Origin of the sequence: Variovorax sp. VaC1 (genome assembly GCF_043658315.1) — a bacterium.
In the GTDB taxonomy this organism is placed as follows: domain Bacteria; phylum Pseudomonadota; class Gammaproteobacteria; order Burkholderiales; family Burkholderiaceae_C; genus Variovorax.
Genome location: NZ_JBIGLT010000003.1, coordinates 608,683 through 626,240, shown reverse-complemented (window position 1 = coordinate 626,240; position 17,558 = coordinate 608,683). Strand labels below are relative to the sequence as shown.

The 17,558-nt window shown below is 67.1% G+C and carries 16 protein-coding genes; 5 read left to right on the top strand and 11 right to left on the bottom strand.

Annotated elements, in window-relative coordinates; genetic code table 11:
• The first annotated feature begins 2 nt into the window (after positions 1 to 2).
• Entirely contained in the window at positions 3 to 1,868 is a 1,866-nt protein-coding gene (locus ACGLHS_RS15120; RefSeq protein WP_394480823.1) for a sensor histidine kinase, read from the top strand.
• 12 nt (positions 1,869 to 1,880) lie between these two features.
• On the opposite strand, the gene ACGLHS_RS15115 is transcribed toward ACGLHS_RS15120, so the two are convergent.
• The 5 genes from ACGLHS_RS15115 to ACGLHS_RS15095 form a co-directional block, all read right to left on the bottom strand.
• Positions 1,881 to 2,222: a hypothetical protein gene (locus ACGLHS_RS15115; protein WP_093240651.1), complete on the bottom strand. Its 342-nt coding sequence runs from the start codon at positions 2,220 to 2,222 to the stop codon at positions 1,881 to 1,883.
• Between the two features lie 18 nt (positions 2,223 to 2,240).
• Positions 2,241 to 3,728 carry a DegQ family serine endoprotease gene (locus tag ACGLHS_RS15110; protein WP_093240654.1) on the bottom strand — a complete coding sequence of 496 codons (1,488 nt, stop codon included), beginning with the start codon at positions 3,726 to 3,728 and terminating at the stop codon, positions 2,241 to 2,243.
• Positions 3,729 to 3,818: 90 nt separating this feature from the next.
• Positions 3,819 to 5,165 carry an ATP-binding protein gene (locus tag ACGLHS_RS15105; RefSeq protein WP_394480819.1) on the bottom strand — a complete coding sequence of 449 codons (1,347 nt, stop codon included), beginning with the start codon at positions 5,163 to 5,165 and terminating at the stop codon, positions 3,819 to 3,821.
• Positions 5,162 to 5,821 carry a response regulator transcription factor gene (locus ACGLHS_RS15100; RefSeq protein ID WP_093240660.1) on the bottom strand — a complete coding sequence of 220 codons (660 nt, stop codon included), beginning with the start codon at positions 5,819 to 5,821 and terminating at the stop codon, positions 5,162 to 5,164. Before ACGLHS_RS15100 ends, ACGLHS_RS15105 begins: the two co-directional genes overlap by 4 nt.
• Positions 5,822 to 5,871: 50 nt before the next feature.
• Entirely contained in the window at positions 5,872 to 6,642 is a 771-nt protein-coding gene (locus ACGLHS_RS15095) for an IclR family transcriptional regulator C-terminal domain-containing protein (RefSeq protein WP_093240664.1), read from the bottom strand.
• Between the two features lie 130 nt (positions 6,643 to 6,772).
• On the opposite strand from ACGLHS_RS15095, the gene pobA reads away from it, so the two are divergent.
• Complete coding sequence (gene pobA / locus ACGLHS_RS15090; protein ID WP_394480816.1) at positions 6,773 to 7,954, top strand: 4-hydroxybenzoate 3-monooxygenase; 1,182 nt, start codon at positions 6,773 to 6,775, stop codon at positions 7,952 to 7,954.
• Here the strand turns inward: pobA and ACGLHS_RS15085 are convergent.
• From ACGLHS_RS15085 to ACGLHS_RS15070, 4 genes are read right to left on the bottom strand one after another with little or no spacing between them, the layout of a single operon-like run.
• A complete protein-coding gene (locus ACGLHS_RS15085) occupies positions 7,951 to 8,373 on the bottom strand; it encodes an SRPBCC family protein (protein ID WP_394480814.1) in 423 nt (140 codons plus the stop codon). The genes pobA and ACGLHS_RS15085 overlap by 4 nt on opposite strands.
• Before the next feature lie 16 nt (positions 8,374 to 8,389).
• Positions 8,390 to 8,749, bottom strand: a complete 360-nt coding sequence (locus tag ACGLHS_RS15080; protein WP_394480812.1) for a VOC family protein — start codon at positions 8,747 to 8,749, stop codon at positions 8,390 to 8,392.
• Positions 8,728 to 9,636 (bottom strand): helix-turn-helix transcriptional regulator, encoded by a 909-nt coding sequence (locus ACGLHS_RS15075; protein ID WP_394480810.1) that lies wholly within the window; start codon positions 9,634 to 9,636, stop codon positions 8,728 to 8,730. Before ACGLHS_RS15075 ends, ACGLHS_RS15080 begins: the two co-directional genes overlap by 22 nt.
• Before the next feature lie 29 nt (positions 9,637 to 9,665).
• Entirely contained in the window at positions 9,666 to 11,996 is a 2,331-nt protein-coding gene (locus ACGLHS_RS15070) for a xanthine dehydrogenase family protein molybdopterin-binding subunit (RefSeq protein ID WP_394480808.1), read from the bottom strand.
• A 204-nt stretch (positions 11,997 to 12,200) separates the two neighbouring features.
• On the opposite strand from ACGLHS_RS15070, the gene aat reads away from it, so the two are divergent.
• Genes aat through ACGLHS_RS15055 form a run of 3 tightly spaced genes read left to right on the top strand, consistent with a single transcriptional unit; the run spans position 12,201 to position 14,566 of the window.
• Positions 12,201 to 12,956, top strand: coding sequence for a leucyl/phenylalanyl-tRNA--protein transferase (gene aat, locus ACGLHS_RS15065; protein WP_394480806.1), 756 nt, complete (start codon positions 12,201 to 12,203; stop codon positions 12,954 to 12,956).
• A complete protein-coding gene (locus tag ACGLHS_RS15060; RefSeq protein ID WP_093240679.1) occupies positions 12,953 to 13,702 on the top strand; it encodes an arginyltransferase in 750 nt (249 codons plus the stop codon). Before aat ends, ACGLHS_RS15060 begins: the two co-directional genes overlap by 4 nt.
• Positions 13,703 to 13,732: 30 nt before the next feature.
• Positions 13,733 to 14,566 carry an IclR family transcriptional regulator gene (locus tag ACGLHS_RS15055; protein ID WP_093240682.1) on the top strand — a complete coding sequence of 278 codons (834 nt, stop codon included), beginning with the start codon at positions 13,733 to 13,735 and terminating at the stop codon, positions 14,564 to 14,566.
• Positions 14,567 to 14,655: 89 nt separating this feature from the next.
• Here the strand turns inward: ACGLHS_RS15055 and ACGLHS_RS15050 are convergent, their stop codons facing one another.
• Both ACGLHS_RS15050 and ACGLHS_RS15045 read right to left on the bottom strand, forming a co-directional pair.
• Entirely contained in the window at positions 14,656 to 15,876 is a 1,221-nt protein-coding gene (locus tag ACGLHS_RS15050) for a serine hydrolase (RefSeq protein ID WP_394480803.1), read from the bottom strand.
• Between the two features lie 117 nt (positions 15,877 to 15,993).
• Positions 15,994 to 17,532 carry a 2-isopropylmalate synthase gene (locus ACGLHS_RS15045; RefSeq protein ID WP_093240687.1) on the bottom strand — a complete coding sequence of 513 codons (1,539 nt, stop codon included), beginning with the start codon at positions 17,530 to 17,532 and terminating at the stop codon, positions 15,994 to 15,996.
• Positions 17,533 to 17,558: the final 26 nt, after the last annotated feature.

Genomic DNA, 17,558 nt, shown 5'->3' with positions numbered 1-17,558 from the left:
CCGTGGCTGCAGGAGGAGTCCATCGCCTGCTGCTCGCGGCACTGCTGCTGATCGCCGCGTTGACGGGCCATCTTGCCCACGCGGCCAGGTCCGCTGAAGCCATCGACGCGAGCTTCGCCGAGGCCACCCTCGAGCCCGATGGCCTTCCCGTTCAGGTGCGCCGTGTGCCACTGCCGTTCCGCTGGGACCACGAGTTTCCCGGCCTCGGCGGCAAGGCCAGCTACCGCATCGATCTTCCCGCCGCAGCAGTTCCGAGCGGCGAATCCGCAGCGCTGCTGATGTCGGGCGTGGGCAACCAGGTGGCCGTCGTGTTCAACGACGCACAGGTCGCCAGCTTCGGCACGCTGGGCGACCCCGAATACGACGCGGCCAAGGGCAACCAACTGGTTCCCCTGGCAGCCGCGCTGCATCGCGAGGGGCAGTCGCAGGTGCTGGTCGTGCGCACCACCATCCAACGCCAGCGCGGCGCGGGGCTGGCCAGCATCCGCTATGGCACCGAAGCCTCGCTCGCATCGCTCTACCGCACGCAGCAGAACTGGCGCAACACCTCGGCCATCGTCTATGCGGTCAGCCTGCTGCTGATGGGTGGAATGGCCGGCGGCCTGTGGCTGCGCCAGCGCGATGCGCTCTACGGCTGCTTCGCGCTGGCGGCGCTGTCGGGCGTGACGCGCAACCTCGACCGCGTCTGGCCCGAAGTGCCCGTGCCATGGCCTCTGTGGGGCGCGGTGGTGGCGGTCTGCTATGCGCTGCACATCGGCCTCATCGCGCGCTTCGTGCTGCTGGTGCTGGACCGCAACCCGCCGTGGCTGGTGCGGTCGATCTACATCGCATTGACGCTGTCGGTAACGCTGGCCTGCGCCTCCTTCGCCTTTGCGTTGCCCAAGCTGTGGACCAGCGGCCTCGTCATCCTGCAGGTGACCAGCATCGTCTGCCTGCCCTACGTGGTCCATGGCGCGCTGGTGGCACGGCGGCGCATTGCGGGCGTGCTGATGGCGGCCGGCACGCTCGCCATCCTGGCCGGCGCGCACGACCTGCTGCTGGTGCGCATGGGCCTCTTCGGCGGCGCCTACTACACGCTCACGCCGCATGCGATGTTCTTCTTCGTGATGATCCTCGCGGGGCTGGTGGTCGAGCGCTACAGCCGCACCGTGGCCGACTACGGCGCGCTCAACGCCAACCTCGCGGCCCGTGTCGCGGAACGCGAAGAGCAGTTGCGCGGCGCCTTCGAAACCATGCGCCAGCAACAGCAAGAGCAGGCGGTGCTGCTGGAGCGCCAGCGCATCATGCGGGAGATCCACGACGGCGTGGGCTCGCAACTGGTGGGCCTGCTCAACGTGGTGACCCAGACCACGCCCGACCGTGGCGTGGTCGAAGAGCACGTGAAGCTCGCGCTGGACGAAATGCGCATGGCCGTCGATTCGCTGCAGCCCACGCACGACGACCTGCCCACCGTGCTGGCCACCTTGCGCTATCGCCTGCAACCGCGCCTGGATGCCGCTGGCATCGAGCTGGTGTGGGACGTGGCCGTGATTCCCACCGTCGCGCCCTTCGCCGCACAGGCGGCCCTGCAGTTGCAGCGCATCCTGCTGGAAGCCTTCACCAATGTGCTCAAGCACGCATCGGCCACGCGCATCGTGCTGCATGCAAGCTGGCATGGCGACGAAACGCCGCCACTGGTGCGCATCGTGCTCACCGACAACGGACGCGGCCTGCCCGCAGCCCCCGCCGGCGGCCGGCCCACGGGGCATGGCATCAACAACATGCGGGCACGCGCCCAATCCATCGGCGCGCGGCTGCACATCGAAACAGCCGACGAACGCGCGGGTGGGACGCGCATTCAGCTCGACTGGCCCTGCGCCCTGCCCTGATCGGATGGCGCGTCAGCGCAGCGCGAACGCCAGCGTGACCGCTCCGAGTGCCAGCAACGCCAGTCCGGCGATGAAGACCATCTCGCCCCAGGCCTCGAGCCGCGCACCCGACTTGCGCGTGCGCATCGAGATGAAAGACAGCAACGCGCTGGCCAGGAAGACCAGCGCGTCGACAGCCAGCAAACGATCGATCAGCAACCGCATGTCGTCGCGTGGCCCCAGGTGACCAATCGACATCACAGTCATGCACACGCCAATCATCGTGGCCGACGTGGGCAGGATGTGCGCCGACAAGCCGCCGGTCGGCGCACGCTCCTGGAGCACTTCGTGCGGCAGCTTGCCGGGCGGCTTCATCCGACCAAAGCCCTTGCGTCAGCCGATGCGGACCGGCACGAAGATCTTGTCTTCGCCGCGCTGAATGAGCAGCGCCACCGACTTGTTGGTGGCCTTCGCCACCACCTCGCGCACCTGCTCCAGGCTTTGCGCCGGCGTGCCGTTGATGGCCAGCAGCACGTCGCCGGCCTGCACACCCGCCATGGCCGAGGGGCCCGCCGCGTCTTCGATCAGCAGCCCGCCGTCGACGCCGGCCTCGCGCTTTTCCTGCGGCTGCAGGGGACGCAGCGCCAGGCCCAGCTTGCCCTGGCCCGTGGCGGTGTCGGCCTTGGCGACCTTCGCCGGCTTGTCGCTGGCGTCGCCGAGCTTTGCCTGCAGTTCCTGGCGCTCGCCCTGGCGCCACACTTCGAGCGTGACCTTCTTGCCCGGTGCCTGCTGGCCGATCACCGCGGGCAAGTCGCCCGACGACACGATGGCCTGCCCGTCGACCTTGCGGATCACGTCGCCCGCCTTCAGGCCGGCCTTGTCGCCAGGGCCGCCCTTCTCGATGTTCGAGACCAGCGCGCCTTCGGGCTTGTCGAGCTTGAACGAATCGGCAAAGGCCTGGTTCACTTCCTGCACCGCGATGCCGAGCCGCGCGTGCTGCGCCTTGCCGGTCGCGACGATCTGGTCTTTCACCTGGATCGCCACGTCGATCGGGATCGCGAACGACAGGCCCTGGTAGCCGCCGCTGCGGCTGTAGATCTGCGAGTTGATGCCGACCACCTCGCCGCGCGTGTTGAGCAGCGGGCCGCCGGAGTTGCCGGGGTTCACGGCCACGTCGGTCTGGATGAAGGGCACGTAGCTGTCGTCAGGCAGCGAGCGGCCCTTGGCGCTGACCACGCCGGCCGTCACGGTGTTCTCGAAGCCGAAGGGCGAGCCGATGGCCAGCACCCATTCGCCGACCTTCAGGTCCTTGGTGTTGCCCAGTGCCAGCACGGGCAGGTTCTTCGCGTCGATCTTGAGCACGGCGATGTCGGTCTTGGCATCGGCGCCGAGCACCTTGGCGCGGAACTCGCGGCGGTCGGTCAGCTTGACGGTGACTTCCTTCGCGTCTTTCACGACGTGGGCGTTGGTGATGATGATGCCGTTCGGGTCCACGATGAAGCCCGAGCCTTCGGCACGCACCGGCACGTCGCGTTGCTGTTGCTGGCCGCGCGGGTTCATCTGGCCCTGGAAGCGGCGGAAGAACTGGAACATCGGATCGTCGGGGTCGATGCCCTGGATCTCGGCGGCGGCCTGGTCGTCCGAGGCCTTCATGGTGCCGGTCACGCTGATGTTGACCACGGCCGGGCCGTCGCGCGAGGTAATGGTCGAGAAGTCGGGCAGCGTGACCATGGCCGCGGGCGCCGCCGTCGTGGCGGTGGTGGTCGCCGGGGCATTCACGGCACGGGCGCTGGTGTAGGCACCGGCACCGACGGCGCCGATCACACCTGCGCTCGCCAGTGCAATCACCAGGGCGCGGGGCGAAGTCAGACGGGTGTTCATTTGTCGGTTCCTTTCAATGCGTATGGACGCAAACACGATGAAAGGAATGTCGTTGCGCTGACTTAAGCACCGCTTAAACGGGCCAGAGCCTTATGTCTTCGCCTTTTCCGGACCGGAGGGAGCAAACACAACCCGCACGCGCAGGCCGCCCAGGCTGGGCGAGGCGTCGAGCGCCACCGTGGCGCCGTGCAGCTCGGCAATCGACTTGACGATGGCAAGGCCCAGCCCGCTGCCGGGCGCCTGCGTTTCGCCCGAGCGATAGAAGCGGTCGAGCACGCGCTCGCGCTCGGCTTCGGGCAGGCCCGGGCCACTGTCTTCGACGCTGAGTTCGACCGCGCCGTCGAGCCGCGCAATGCCGATGTCGACGCGGCCTTCGAGGGGCGTGTACTTGACTGCGTTCTCCAGCAGGTTGCGCAGCAGCATGCGCAAGGCCTCGGGCTGGCCGCTGACCACGGCTGCATCCGCATGGTTGATGCCGATGTCGATGCCACGCGCCTGCGCGGCGGCCACGGCGTCGGACACGGCCAGGCGCGCGACCTCGGACAGATCGACCGGTTCCGGCCGGGCACCGGCCGCCATGCTGGCCTCGTGGCGGGCCAGCGCGAGCATCTGCTCGACCAGCCGCGTGGCACGGTCGATGCCCGCGACCAGCCGGCTCACGGCCAGGTCGCGCGATGCCCCATCGGGCGCGCGTTGCAGGCCCTGCACCTGTAGCTTGAGCGCGGCGAGCGGCGATCGAAGCTCATGCGCCGCATCGGCGACGAAGTGCTTCTGCGCATCGAAGGCATGCCGCACGCGGTCGAACAGCAGGTTCAGCTCCTGCACCAGCGGGCGCACTTCGTCGGGCAGGTCTTCTTCGCTCACCGGCGACAGGTCGTCCGCCTGCCGCGACGCCACCTGCGTTCGCACGCGCGCCACCGGCGCCAATGATCGGCTCACCACCCACCACACGACCAGCATCAGCAGGGGCGCCATCAGCGCCACCGGTGCGATGGTTCGCAACGCCAGCGTGCCGGCCATGCTGCGCCGCGCCGCCATGTCCTGCGCCACCTGGATCACCAGCCCGCGCGTCTGCATCGAGAACACGCGGTAGGTGGTGCCCCGCGCATGCACGTCGGCAAAGCCCAGCACCGCGAGCTGCGGCAACGCCGCCTGCTCGGCCGACTCGAAGACGCGCACACCGTCGGCCGTCCACACCTGCACGACGAAGTCGAAGTTCTGTTCGCCGCTGCCGATGCCGCCGACGGCCGCGCTCGGCGGCAGGCCGGCGCGCAACGACATCGCCATCTGCTGCATGTGGTAGTCGAAGATGTCGTCGGCTTCGCTCAGCACGGTGCGATAGGCCACGAGAGCCTGCGCACCGGCGGCCAGCACGATGGCCGCGAGCAGGAACCACAGCAGCCGCGCGCGCAACGATCCGGTCAGGCTGCGCCTCATACCTTCGGCACCATGTAGCCGACGCCACGCACGTTGCGGATCAGCTCGGCGCCGAGCTTCTTGCGCAGGCCGTGCACGTACACCTCGACGGCGTTGCTGCTGATCTCGTCTTTCCAGCTGTAGAGCTTTTCTTCGAGCTGTGCGCGCGAAAGCACCATGCCGGGCCGCGCGAGCAGCGGCTCCAGCACGGCCCATTCGCGCGCCGAGAGCACCACCGGCTGTCCGTTGACCGTGACCTCGCGCGTGGCCGGATTGATGCTCACGCCCATGTGTTCGTACACCGGCTCCGCGCGGCCCGCGGCGCGTCGCAGCAAGGCGCGGATGCGGGCCAGCAGTTCGTCGAGGTCGTAGGGCTTGAGCACATAGTCGTCGGCACCGGCATCGAGCCCTTCGATGCGCTGCTGCACCGAGTCGCGCGCGGTGGCGATCAGCACCGGCATGCGCTGCTTGCGCGCGCGCAGGTTGCGCAGCACCTCGAGGCCATCGCGCCGGGGCACGCCCAGGTCGAGCATCACGAGGTCGTATTGCTGGGCGCGCAATGCCGACTCGGCGGCATCGCCGTCTTTCACCCAGTCCACCGCGTATTGCTCCGCGCGCAGCAGGTCGAGCACGGCCTCGCCGATCATCACGTCGTCTTCGAGAAGCAGGAGTCGCATGGTTGTGTTCCGTTTTTGGCTTCGAGGCAGAGCTTGCGGCGAAGTTCAGTTCAGAGCAGGGAGCGGACTTCGCGCGCCGCCTCGAACAGCAGCGGCAGCATGTCGCGCTGCAGGGCCTCTTCCTGGTAGCGCGTGCCCGACAACACCACGTTGAGCGCGGCCACGGTGTGGCCCTGCATGTCGCGCAACGGCACCGCCAGCGCCTGCACGCCGAGCTCGTGCTCTTCGCTCGCGAAGCAATGGTCGTCCTTGCGTGCGCGCGCAACCAGCTGGCGCAGTCCGCGTGCCTGGGTCACGGTGTGCGGCGTCAGCCGCGCGAGGTGGCGGCCCTTGAGCCACTGCGTGAACTGGGTGGGCGGCAAGGCGGCCAGCAAAACGCGACCGGTGGAAGTGGCATGGGCCGGCAGCCGCGCCCCCAGGTGCAGGCCGTAGGCGAGCACGCGGGTCGGCGTGCCGTAACTGCCGCTGCGCGCGACGATCACCACCTCTTCCCCGTCGAGCACCACCGCCGAGAACGACTCGCCGGTCTGCGCCGCCAGCCGGTTCAGCGTGGGCTGCAACGCACGCGGCAGGCGCGACGAGGCCAGGTAGCTCCCCGAGAAGCGCAGCACCTTGGGTGCCATCCAGAAATAGCTGCCATCGGTTTCGAGGTAGCCCAGGTGCGCCAGCGTCAGCAGGTGCCTGCGGGCGGCGGCGCGCGTGAGGCCGGCGCGCTCGGCGGCCAGGGTGGCATTGAGGCGCTGGCGTTCGGTGTCGAAGCTCTCGAGCACCGCCATTCCCTTGGCAATGCCTTCGATGAAATCGGCTTTGGCGATGGTCATTCGTGGGTCTGTCGAAGTGTTTGCGCGATCATCGCGCACGCGTTCGCATGATCGCACAGAGCCTCGCGGTCCGCCGCGCCAAAACACCGGGTGCGCCCTACGCTCTGCAAAACCCTCCGGAGACACGAACATGCGCACCCAGGTCGCCATCATCGGCGCAGGCCCCGCCGGCCTTCTGCTCGGACAACTGCTGCACAAGGCAGGCATCGACAACGTCATCGTCGAACGCCAGAGCGGCGACTACGTGCTCGGCCGCATCCGCGCCGGCGTGCTGGAACAGGTCACGATGGACCTGCTGGCGCGCGCCGGCGTCGATGTCCGCGCCAAGGCCGAGGGCCTGCCGCACGAGGGCATCGAGCTGCTGTTCAAGGGCGCGCGCCATCGCATCGACATGCACGGCCTCACGGGCGGCAAGCAGGTCACGGTGTACGGCCAGACCGAAGTGACGCGCGACCTGATGGAAGCGCGCACGGCCGAGGGCCTTGCCACCATCTACAGCGCAGCGAACGTCAGCCTGCACGACTTCGATTCGGCCAGGCCGCGCGTGCGCTACGAGAAAGACGGGCAGACGCACGAGATCGAATGCGACTTCATCGCCGGCTGCGACGGCTACCACGGCGTGAGCCGCGCCAGCGTGTCGGCCGATGCGATCCAGACCTACGAGAAGGTCTACCCCTTCGGCTGGCTGGGCGTGCTGGCCGATGTGCCGCCGGTGTCGCACGAGCTGATCTACGCGAACACCGAGCGCGGCTTTGCGCTGTGCAGCATGCGCAGCGCCACCCGCAGCCGCTACTACGTGCAGGTGCCGACCGAAGAGCGCGTGGAAAACTGGAGCGACGAAGCCTTCTGGAACGAGCTGCGCGCGCGGCTCGACCCCGAGGCCCGCGAGCGGTTGGTGACCGGCCCCTCGCTCGAAAAGAGCATCGCGCCGCTGCGCAGCTTCGTTGCTGAGCCGATGCGCTTCGGCTCGCTGTTCCTGGCCGGCGATGCGGCACACATCGTGCCGCCGACCGGCGCCAAGGGGCTGAACCTTGCGACCGCCGACGTGGGCTATCTCTCGCGTGCGCTCGAGATCTTCTACGGCGAAAAATCGGCCTCGGCGCTCGACCGCTATTCCGACCTTTGCCTGCGTCGCGTGTGGAAGGCGGAGCGCTTCTCGTGGTGGTTCACCTCGCTGATGCACCGCTTTCCCGAGACCGGCGCCTTCGGCCAGAAGATCCAGGAAGCCGAACTCGACTATCTGGTGCACTCGAAAGCGGCGTCGACCGCACTGGCGGAAAACTACGTCGGCCTGCCGCTCGAAGACTTCTAGGCGAGCGGCGCCACAGTGGCGCTTTGCCCTTCGAGGGCGGCTTTCATCGCCTGCCCGCCCTGCACCATCATCGGCTCGATGTAGGCCGCCAGTGCGTCCGGCAGCACGTCGGTGATCCAGACGAAACGGGCGCGCCCCTCGCCCTGCGCGAACACCTGCGCAGACGCGTGATGGTGGCTGGCCTTGCCGTCGGTGACGGTGTAGGCCAGGCGGCGGTTCGCGTCGTCGATGCCGACCAGCATCTCGCGCGCGACGAGGCCGTTGGCGAAGCTGACGATGCGGGCACCCGTGCCGTCCAGCTTGCAGCCCGTCAGGAAGCCTGGCGCCAGGCGCGTGTGCACGGCGCCGAAGTCGCGCAATGCATCCCACACTTGCGCCACATCCGCTTCGACGATGAATTCCTTGTAGATCGTTGCCATGGTCTTGCGCGCGGCCTCAGGGGCAGACGGCCTCGACGTTGTTGCCATCCGGATCGATCAGGAAGGCCGCGTAGTAGGTCGGGCTGTAGTCGGTGCGCGGACCGGCGCCGCCGTTGTCGGTGCCGCCTGCTTTCAAGCCCGCCTTGTGGAAGGCCGCGACGGCCTTGTGGTCGGTGGCGCGGAACGCGATGTGAGTGCCCGGCCCCTTCGCGCCCTTGGACGCATAGAGCCACAGCGCGGGCGCTCCGGCCGGTCCGATGCCGGCATAGCTGTCGTCGTGCGAGGCCAGCACGTGGCCGAGCGGCGCAAGCGCGGCTTCGTAGAAACGGCGGCTCGCGGAAAGGTCCGCGACTTTCAATCCGATGTGGTCGTACATGATGGCTTCCTGCTCGATGTGTGAATCAGGCGGTCATCATGGAAGAGCGCGGCAATGCGATCTTGGAAAATCTTGCGGTCGCCCTTGGCGGCCTGCCGGAAGCCGCGAGGCGACACGCCGGCGGCCCGGTGGAAGGTGCGCACGAAGTTGCTGAGGTCGGCAAAACCCACGTCGAAGGCCACGTCGGTGACGGGGCGCTCATCGTCTGCCAACAGGCGCGCGGCGTGGCGCAGCCGGGAGCGTACGAGGTACTGGTGCGGCGTGACGCCGAGCACCTGCGAGAACAGGCGCAGGAAGTGGAACGAGCTCAGGCCCGCTTCGGATGCCGCGCCGTCGAGGCCGATGTCGTCGTGGGAGTTGGCGTCGATCCACATCGCCGCATCGACCGCGCGGCGGCGGTCTCGCGCACCGGCGGACTTGGGTGCCGGCTTGCCCTGGCCACCCACGACTTCGACGAAGCGGCTGGCGAACCACATGCCCAGCTCGTCGAGCCCGACATCGCTCTGCCCTTCGGCCGCGACCTGGGCCAGCTCGCCCAGCACCATGAGTTCGGGCAACGGCGGCAGCCCTGCCGTGCGCCAGGTGCGCTGGTCGCCGCCGATCAGGTCGACGAAACCCGGGGACAGGTGGAAGGCCAGGCACTCGTCGCCGCAGATGTGGTGATCGTGCGTGCAGACGTATTCGTCGCCCGGACAGCCGACCAGCACAGAACCCGCGACCAGCTCATAAGCGTTGCCGCGCGTGCGATAGCCGAAGCTGCCCTTGCGCACGTACGAGACCGAGTAGCCCTCGTGCATCTCGGTGAACGGCTGCGCATCGGGGCCCGCGTCGCAGCGGTAACGCGACACGCGGATCGGGTCGGTCTGCAGTTCGGTGGTGACGAGCATCGCGTTTCACCCTGCGGCGAGCGGCCTTCCTAGTCGATGGTCTGCATCGCCTGCCAGACGCGCGACGGGCTCAGCGGCATGTGCAGGCGCGGTGCCCGCGCTGCCAGGCCGTTGCGCGCAAAGGCGTCGGCCACCGCATTCACGATGGCCGGCGTGGCACCGATGGTGCCGAGTTCGCCCACGCCCTTCACGCCCAGCGGGTTGTTGATGCAGGGGGTCGATTCGTCCATCTCCATGTTGAACATGGTGCTGACGATGTCGGCGCGCGGGGCCGCGTAGTCCATCAGGCTGCCGGTGACGGGCTGGCCGGTTTCGTGGTCGTACACCACCTGCTCGTAGAGCGCCTGCCCGATGCCTTGCACCGCGCCGCCTTCGAGCTGGCCGCGCACGATCATCGGGTTGATGACGCGGCCCACGTCGTTGACGGAGCTGTAGGCCACCACGCTGATCTCGCCGGTGGGCGGATCGATCTCGATCTCGCAGATGTGGCAGCCGTTGGGCCAGGTGGGGCCGGCCACGGTGCTGGTGGAGTCGACGAAGATCTCGCGCTCGGGCTGCTTGCCGGCGAGCGTGAAGAGGTCGAGTTCGAGGTCGGTGCCGGCCACGGTGAACACGCCGCGGGTGTAGGTGATGTCGTCGAGGGCGGCCTCGAACTCTTGCGCCGCGAGTTCGCGTGCCTTGTCGATGGTGCGCTCGGCGCCGATGCGCACGGCCGAGCCGCCGGTGAAGAGCGAACGTGAGCCGGCGCTGCCGAAGCCGTCGCCGCGGTCGGTATCGCCCAGCACCACGCGCACCTTGTCGATCGGCACGCCGAAGGCATCGACCGCCAGTTGGGCGAGCGAGGTGGCAATGCCCTGCCCCATGGCGTTGACGGCGGAGAACACCTCGATCACGCCGTCGGCCTGCACCGAGACCGTGACGCGCTCCTCGAACACATTGCCGCCCGTCCATTCGAGAAAGGTGGCGATGCCCAGGCCGCGATGCTTGCCCTGGCTGGCCGATTCGGCCGCACGGGCCTCGAAGCCCTGCCAGTCGGCGAGCGTGAGGGCCTGGTCCATCACCGACTCGAAGTTGCCGGTGTCGTAGGTCTGCGCCATCGGGTTCTTGTACGGCATCTGCTCGGGGCGGATGAAATTGCGGCGGCGCAGCACGATGCGGTCGATGCCGGTCTGGCGTGCGGCCTCGTCCATCAGGCGCTCGATGGTGAAGATGGCCTCGGGCCGCCCCGCGCCACGGTAGGCGCCGGTGGGGGCCGTGTTGGTGAGCACGGCCTTGAAGTGGAAGTCGATGGTCTGGATGTCGTAGACGCTGGTCTGCACCCACGGGCCGATCAGCAGCTGGATCGCGACGCCGGTGCCGGTGGCATAGGCGCCCACGTTGGCCAGCGTCTTGATGCGCAGCGCCAGGATCTTGCCCTGGGCATCGAGCGCCATTTCGGCGCGGGCCTCGATGTCGCGGCCATGCGCGCTCGACAGGAATTCTTCGCTGCGGTCGGCCACCCACTTGACCGGCCGCTTGACCTGCAGGGCCGCAAAGGCGACCGCGATGTCTTCGGGATAGGCGCCGGTCTTCATGCCGAAACCGCCGCCCACGTCGCCCACGACCACGCGCACTTTTTCCTTGGCAAGGCCGATGGCCGCGCAGACGGAATCGCGCACGCCCGAGGGCATCTGGGTGCTCATGCGGATCGTGAGGCGGCCGGACTCATCGTCTTGCACCGCCAGCACGGAGCGCGGCTCGATGGTGAGCGCGACCACGCGCTGGTTGTGGACGTCGAGCGCGACCACGTGGCTGGCCTTGGCGAAGGCGGCCGTCGCGGCCTCGCTGCTGCCGTGCCGCATCTCGGCGGCGATGTTGCCGGTGGCCTCCTCGCACAGCTGCGGCGCGCCTTCGGCGGTGGCACTGGCGAGATCGACGACCATGGGCAGGTCTTCGTACTCAACCAGGATGGCTTCGGTGGCATCACGCGCCTGCTGGACCGTGTCGGCAATGACCGCCGCCACCGCCTCGCCGACGAAGCGCGTGCGCTCGTGGGCCATGGCACGGCGCGGCGGGCTGGCGCTGTCGGTGCCGTCGGCGCGCTTGAAGCCTGCGGCACCCGGCATCGGTTTGACGCCTGCCGCGGCCATGTCGGCGCCGGTGATCACGCGCAGCACGCCGGGCATGGCAGCGGCCGCGCTGGTGTCGATCGACAGGATGCGTGCGTGGGGATAGGCGGAACGAAGGAAGACCAGGTGGGCCTGGTCGGGCAGCGTGACGTCGTCTGTGTAGTGGCCGGCGCCTGCCAGCAGGCTTTCGTCTTCAAGGCGGCGCACCGCCTGGCCGCTGCCGAAGCGCGTTGGGTTGGGTTCAGTGGTCAACGTGGTCCTCTTGTGCTCATCCCCAACGCGTGCGTGGGCCTGCCTGATCTTGCTGTGTGCTGCGAATGCAAGCTGTGCACTATAGGGTTTTCGGCGGATTTTGTGGTGCCGTAGCTTGTGAGCCGAACCCTCGTGGCGGTGTCGGCGATCTGCGATTTTCGCCCAACTGGAGTGGGGTTGGTGAAGCCGTGTATACCTATGCCCATGCGACAACTGCCTTGGCTCGAACCCGGAGATGCCCTGCCCGACCCCGCCTCGGCATGGGGCATGGCCGACCCTGTACCCGGCCTTCTTGCGGCCGGTGGTGCACTGGACGTCAATACTTTGATGCAGGCCTACAGCCACTGCGTCTTTCCGTGGTTCAGCGAAGACCAGCCGATCCTCTGGTGGAGCCCGGACCCGCGCATGGTGCTGCAGGTGGCGCAGTTCAAGCTGCATCGCTCGCTGCGCAAGACGCTGGTCCGATTTGCAGAAACGCCCGGCTGCGAAGTGCGCATCGACCATGACTTCGCCTCGGTCATCGAGGCCTGCTCGCGCTCGCCGCGCGTGGGCCAGACTGGCACCTGGATCGTGCCGGACATGGTCAAGGCCTATACGAATTTGCACGAGGCCGGCCATGCCCACAGCGTCGAGACCTGGATCGACGGCAAGCTCGCAGGCGGCCTGTATTGCGTGGCGCTGGGCCGCGCGGTGTTCGGCGAGTCGATGTTCACCCGCCAGCCCGATGCCTCGAAGATCGCGCTGGCCGCGCTGGTGTCGCTGTGCCGCCGCTTCGGCGTGCAGATGATCGACTGCCAGCAGAACACCGCTCATCTGGCGAGCCTCGGCGCCCGCGAGATGGCGCGCAAGCGCTTCGTCGCGCATGTGGCCGCGGCACGGAACGAGGAGGCGCCACGGTGGCGATTCGAGCCCGTATACTGGAACGAACTCCTGTCCGCGCGACCTCCTCTTTCGACGTGACGCACCTCAAGGATCTCCCGCTTCACACGCTGCAGTTCTATGCGACGGCGCCCTATCCGTGCAGCTATCTGCCGGATCGCCAGGCCCGCTCGCAGGTGGCCACGCCCAGCCACCTGATCCACAACGACGCCTATTCCGACCTGGTGCTCAGCGGCTTCCGGCGCAGCGGCATGTTCACCTATCGCCCCTACTGCGACGGCTGCCGCGCGTGCATTCCGCTGCGGGTGCTGGCGAACAGCTTTCGTCCCACGCGCAGCCAGCGGCGCGCGCTCAAGCAGCATTCCGATCTGCAGGCGCGTGTGCTCAAGCTGTGCTTCATGCCCGAGCACTACCAGCTTTACCTGCGCTACCAGAACGGCCGCCACGCGGGCGGCGGCATGGACCACGACAGCATCGACCAGTACACCCAGTTCCTGCTGCAGAGCCGGGTCAACTCGCGGCTGGTGGAGTTTCGCGAGACGCTGCCCGACGGCAGTGCTGGTGCATTGCGGATGGTGTCGATCCTCGACGTGCTGAACGATGGCATTTCAGCCGTCTACACCTTCTATGAGCCCGACACGAGCGCTGGCTACGGCACCTACAGCGTGCTCTGGCAGATCGAGCAGGCCCGCAAGCTCGGGCTGCCGCACGTCTACCTCGGCTACTGGATCGAGCACAGCTCGAAGATGAACTACAAGGCGCGCTTTTCCCCTCACGAAGTGTTGGTGGATGGACACTGGCAGGCACCAAGCGATTTCACAAGGTAAAATGGCGCCCGGTCTTCACCGCACAGCGCCATGAGAAAAAACCAATCCGACGTTCCAGCCGTTCCCGTGATCCAGGTGATCGAGCGCATGTTCTCGCTGATCGATGTCCTGGCATCGCGCGAGGAGGCCATTTCGCTGAAGGAGATCAGCGAAAAGACCGGCCTCCACCCCTCCACCACGCACCGCATCCTCAATGACCTGGCCGTCGGGCGTTTTGTCGACCGGCCCGAGGCGGGCAGCTACCGGCTCGGCATGCGCCTGCTGGAGCTGGGCAACCTGGTGAAAGGCCGGCTCAATGTGCGCGACGCCGCCCTGGGCCCGATGCGCGAGCTGCACAAGCTCACGCAGCAGCCCGTCAACCTGAGCATGCGCCAGGGCGACGAGATCGTGTACATCGAGCGCTCCTACAGCGAGCGCTCGGGCATGCAGGTGGTGCGCGCCATCGGCGGCCGGGCCGCCCTGCACCTGACATCGACCGGCAAGCTGTTCCTTGCGGCCGACGATCCGCAGCGCGTACGCAGCTACGCCACGCGCACGGGCCTGGCCGGCCACACGCGCAACAGCATCACGCAATTGCCCGCGCTCGAACGGGAGCTGTCGAAGGCGCGCCAGTACGGCATTGCCCGCGACAACGAAGAACTCGAACTGGGCGTGCGCTGCATGGCCGCAGGCATCTACGACGATCAGGGCAAGCTGGTGGCCGGCTTGTCGATTTCCGCCCCCGCCGATCGCCTGGACGAAGGCTGGTTGCCAAAGCTTCAAGCCACAGCCAACGAAATATCGGGAGCGCTCGGGTTCAAGGACGGGGCGTCTGCCACGCCGGCACCCGCTGGCAACAGTTCGTCGTCGACTGCGGGCGTTTGATCGACCCCCTTGGCCTTTGGCCAAGGCCCCTTCGACTGCGCAAATAAAAAAGCCCGCTGCAGAGCGGGCTTTTTTGTGGATCGTGCCTCTCAGCCAGCGACCTGGAAGCTCGTGTTCCGGGAAGAAGCCGCCGGCGAACCGACGGCATGCGTGGCCTCGACCCAGCGACGCACGCGCTCGGCGTCGGCAATGCGGCTGAACTTGCCGGCCGAATCCAGGAACACCATGATCAGCTTGCGCCCAGCCACCTTCGCCTGCATCACGAGGCACTGGCCGGCTTCGGAGATGTAGCCGGTCTTTTGCACGCCGATTTCCCAATCGGGGCTCTTCACGAGGCGGTTGGTGGTGTTGAACTGCAGCACGCGGTTGCCGACCTCGACCTGGTATTCAGGCGACGTCGAGAGCGAGCGCACCGTGGCATCGGAATACGCGGCATTGACCAGCAGCGCCAGGTCTTGCGCGCTCGACTGGTTGCGGCTCGACAGGCCCGTGGGCTCCACGTAGCGCGTGTCCTTCATGCCGAGCATCCTGGCCTTGGCGTTCATGATGCTCACGAAGGTCGTCAGGCCACCCGGATAGGTGCGGCCCAATGCATGCGCCGCGCGGTTTTCGCTCGACATCAGCGCCAGGTGCAACAGTTCGCCGCGCGACAGCGTGGTGCCGACCGTCAGGCGCGAGCTGCTGCGCTTTTCGGTGTCGACGTCGTCCTGGGTGATGGTGATGAGTTCGTCGTTCGGCAGATGGGCTTCGCTGATCAGCAGGCCGGTCATCAGCTTGGTGAGCGACGCGATCGGTAGCACGGCGTGGTCGTTCTTGCTGAACAGCACTTCGTGGGTGTCCTGGTCGATCACCAGTGCAACGCTCGACTTCAGGTCAAGCACGTCTTCGGTGCCGTGCAGTCCGGCCATCTGGCCGAAGGACTGGCGCGGGGGGGCTTCGACGCGAACGATCGAGCGGCGCTGGACGGCCACCACGGTCTTGCCGTTCTTCTTGTGGATGGTCGCGACGACATTGCGGCCGCCACGAACGACCTTTTCTGCTCTCTCGGCCTTCTCGGCCCGGCCGCCGCGCTTGGCGACAACGGCGGTGGCGCCGCGCGCGCCCTTGGCGGACGCGGTGCGCTTGACTTCGACCGGCACCGGACCCTTCGCCTTCTTGGCGGCGGCGGTCTTGGTGGCGGTGGGCTTTTCTTTCTTTGCGGCCTGGGCGCCAGGCAGCAAAAACGCCGTGGCACAGAGCGCGACGGCGATGAATTTGAACGCGGGTAGAAACCGCTGGCTGGAAACTCGGCGGAGACGGGCTTCAGGCATTAATAAATCTCCAGCGGCGACAAACGAGGACCGCAGTGTATCGAATTCAAAAAAGACACGCAATATCAGTTACTTGCATCCTCTTCTTCATTCGAATACCAAGGAACGCCTGAAAACCTAACCTTGCGCTGCCACTCTCTCAGCTTGGCTCTGTAACTTGTTGAGCGCACTCAAATAAGCCTTTGCCGAAGCGACCACGATGTCGGGGTCTGCACCCACACCGTTGACCACCCGCCCTGCGTTTTGTAACCGGACTGTAACTTCCCCCTGGCTTTCCGTCGAGCCACTGATGGCGTTGACAGAGTAAAGAACCATCTCGGCGCCGCTTTGGACGTGCGACTCGATGGCCTTGAGGGAAGCATCCACCGGGCCATTCCCGTCGGACTCGCCGGTGACTTCCTTGCCCTGGACGGTGAAAACCACCTTCGCCTGGGGGCGCTCGCCGGTTTCGCTGTGCTGGGAGAGAGAGACGAAAGCAAACTGCTCACCAACGTTCGACACCTCTTCCGCGCTGACGAGCGCGAGGATGTCTTCGTCAAAAATTTCGGACTTGCGGTCGGCCAGCTCCTTGAAGCGCGAAAACGCGGCGTTGATGTCCGCTTCGCTCGCCATGGCCACGCCCAGGTCGGTCAGGCGCTGCTTGAAGGCATTGCGGCCGCTGAGCTTGCCCAGCACGATCTTGTTGGCCGTCCAGCCCACGTCTTCGGCCCGCATGATCTCGTAGGTGTCGCGCGCCTTGAGCACGCCGTCCTGGTGAATGCCCGAAGCGTGCGCAAAGGCGTTCGCCCCCACCACAGCCTTGTTGGGCTGCACCACGAAGCCGGTCGTCTGGCTCACCATGCGGCTGGCGGCCACGATGTGCTGGGTGTCGATCCGCAGGTCGAGCCCGAAGTAGTCCTTGCGGGTCTTCACCGCCATGACGACCTCTTCGAGCGAGCAGTTGCCCGCGCGTTCGCCCAGGCCATTGATGGTGCATTCCACCTGGCGCGCGCCGCCGATCTTCACGCCGGCCAGCGAATTGGCCACCGCCATCCCGAGATCGTTGTGGCAGTGCACGGACCAGATCGCCTTGTCGCTGTTGGGCACGCGCTCGCGCAGCATCTTGATGAAGCTGCCGTAGAGCTCGGGGATCGCGTAGCCGACGGTGTCGGGCACGTTGATGGTGGTGGCGCCTTCGTTGATCACGGTCTCGATGACGCGGCAGAGAAAGTCGGGGTCGCTGCGGTAGCCGTCTTCGGGGCTGAACTCGACGTCGCCCACCAGATTGCGCGCAAAGCGCACGGCCAGCTTGGCCTGCTCATGCACCTCCTCGGGCGACATGCGCAGCTTTTTCTCCATGTGCAGCGGCGACGTCGCAATGAAGGTGTGGATGCGGCCGCGCGCCGCGCCCTTCAGCGCCTCGGCCGCGCGTGCGATGTCGCGGTCGTTGGCGCGCGAAAGGCCGCACACCGTCGCGTCCTTGATGACATCTGCAATCGCCTTGACCGCCTCGAAGTCGCCGTTGGAGCTGGCCGGGAAGCCGGCCTCGATCACGTCGACCTTGAGCCGCTCCAGCTGTTTGGCAATGCGCATCTTCTCGTCGCGCGTCATCGAGGCGCCGGGCGATTGCTCGCCGTCGCGCAAGGTGGTGTCGAAAATTATGAGTTGGTCAGCCATCGTGAATCTCCTTTGTTCGTTTCCAC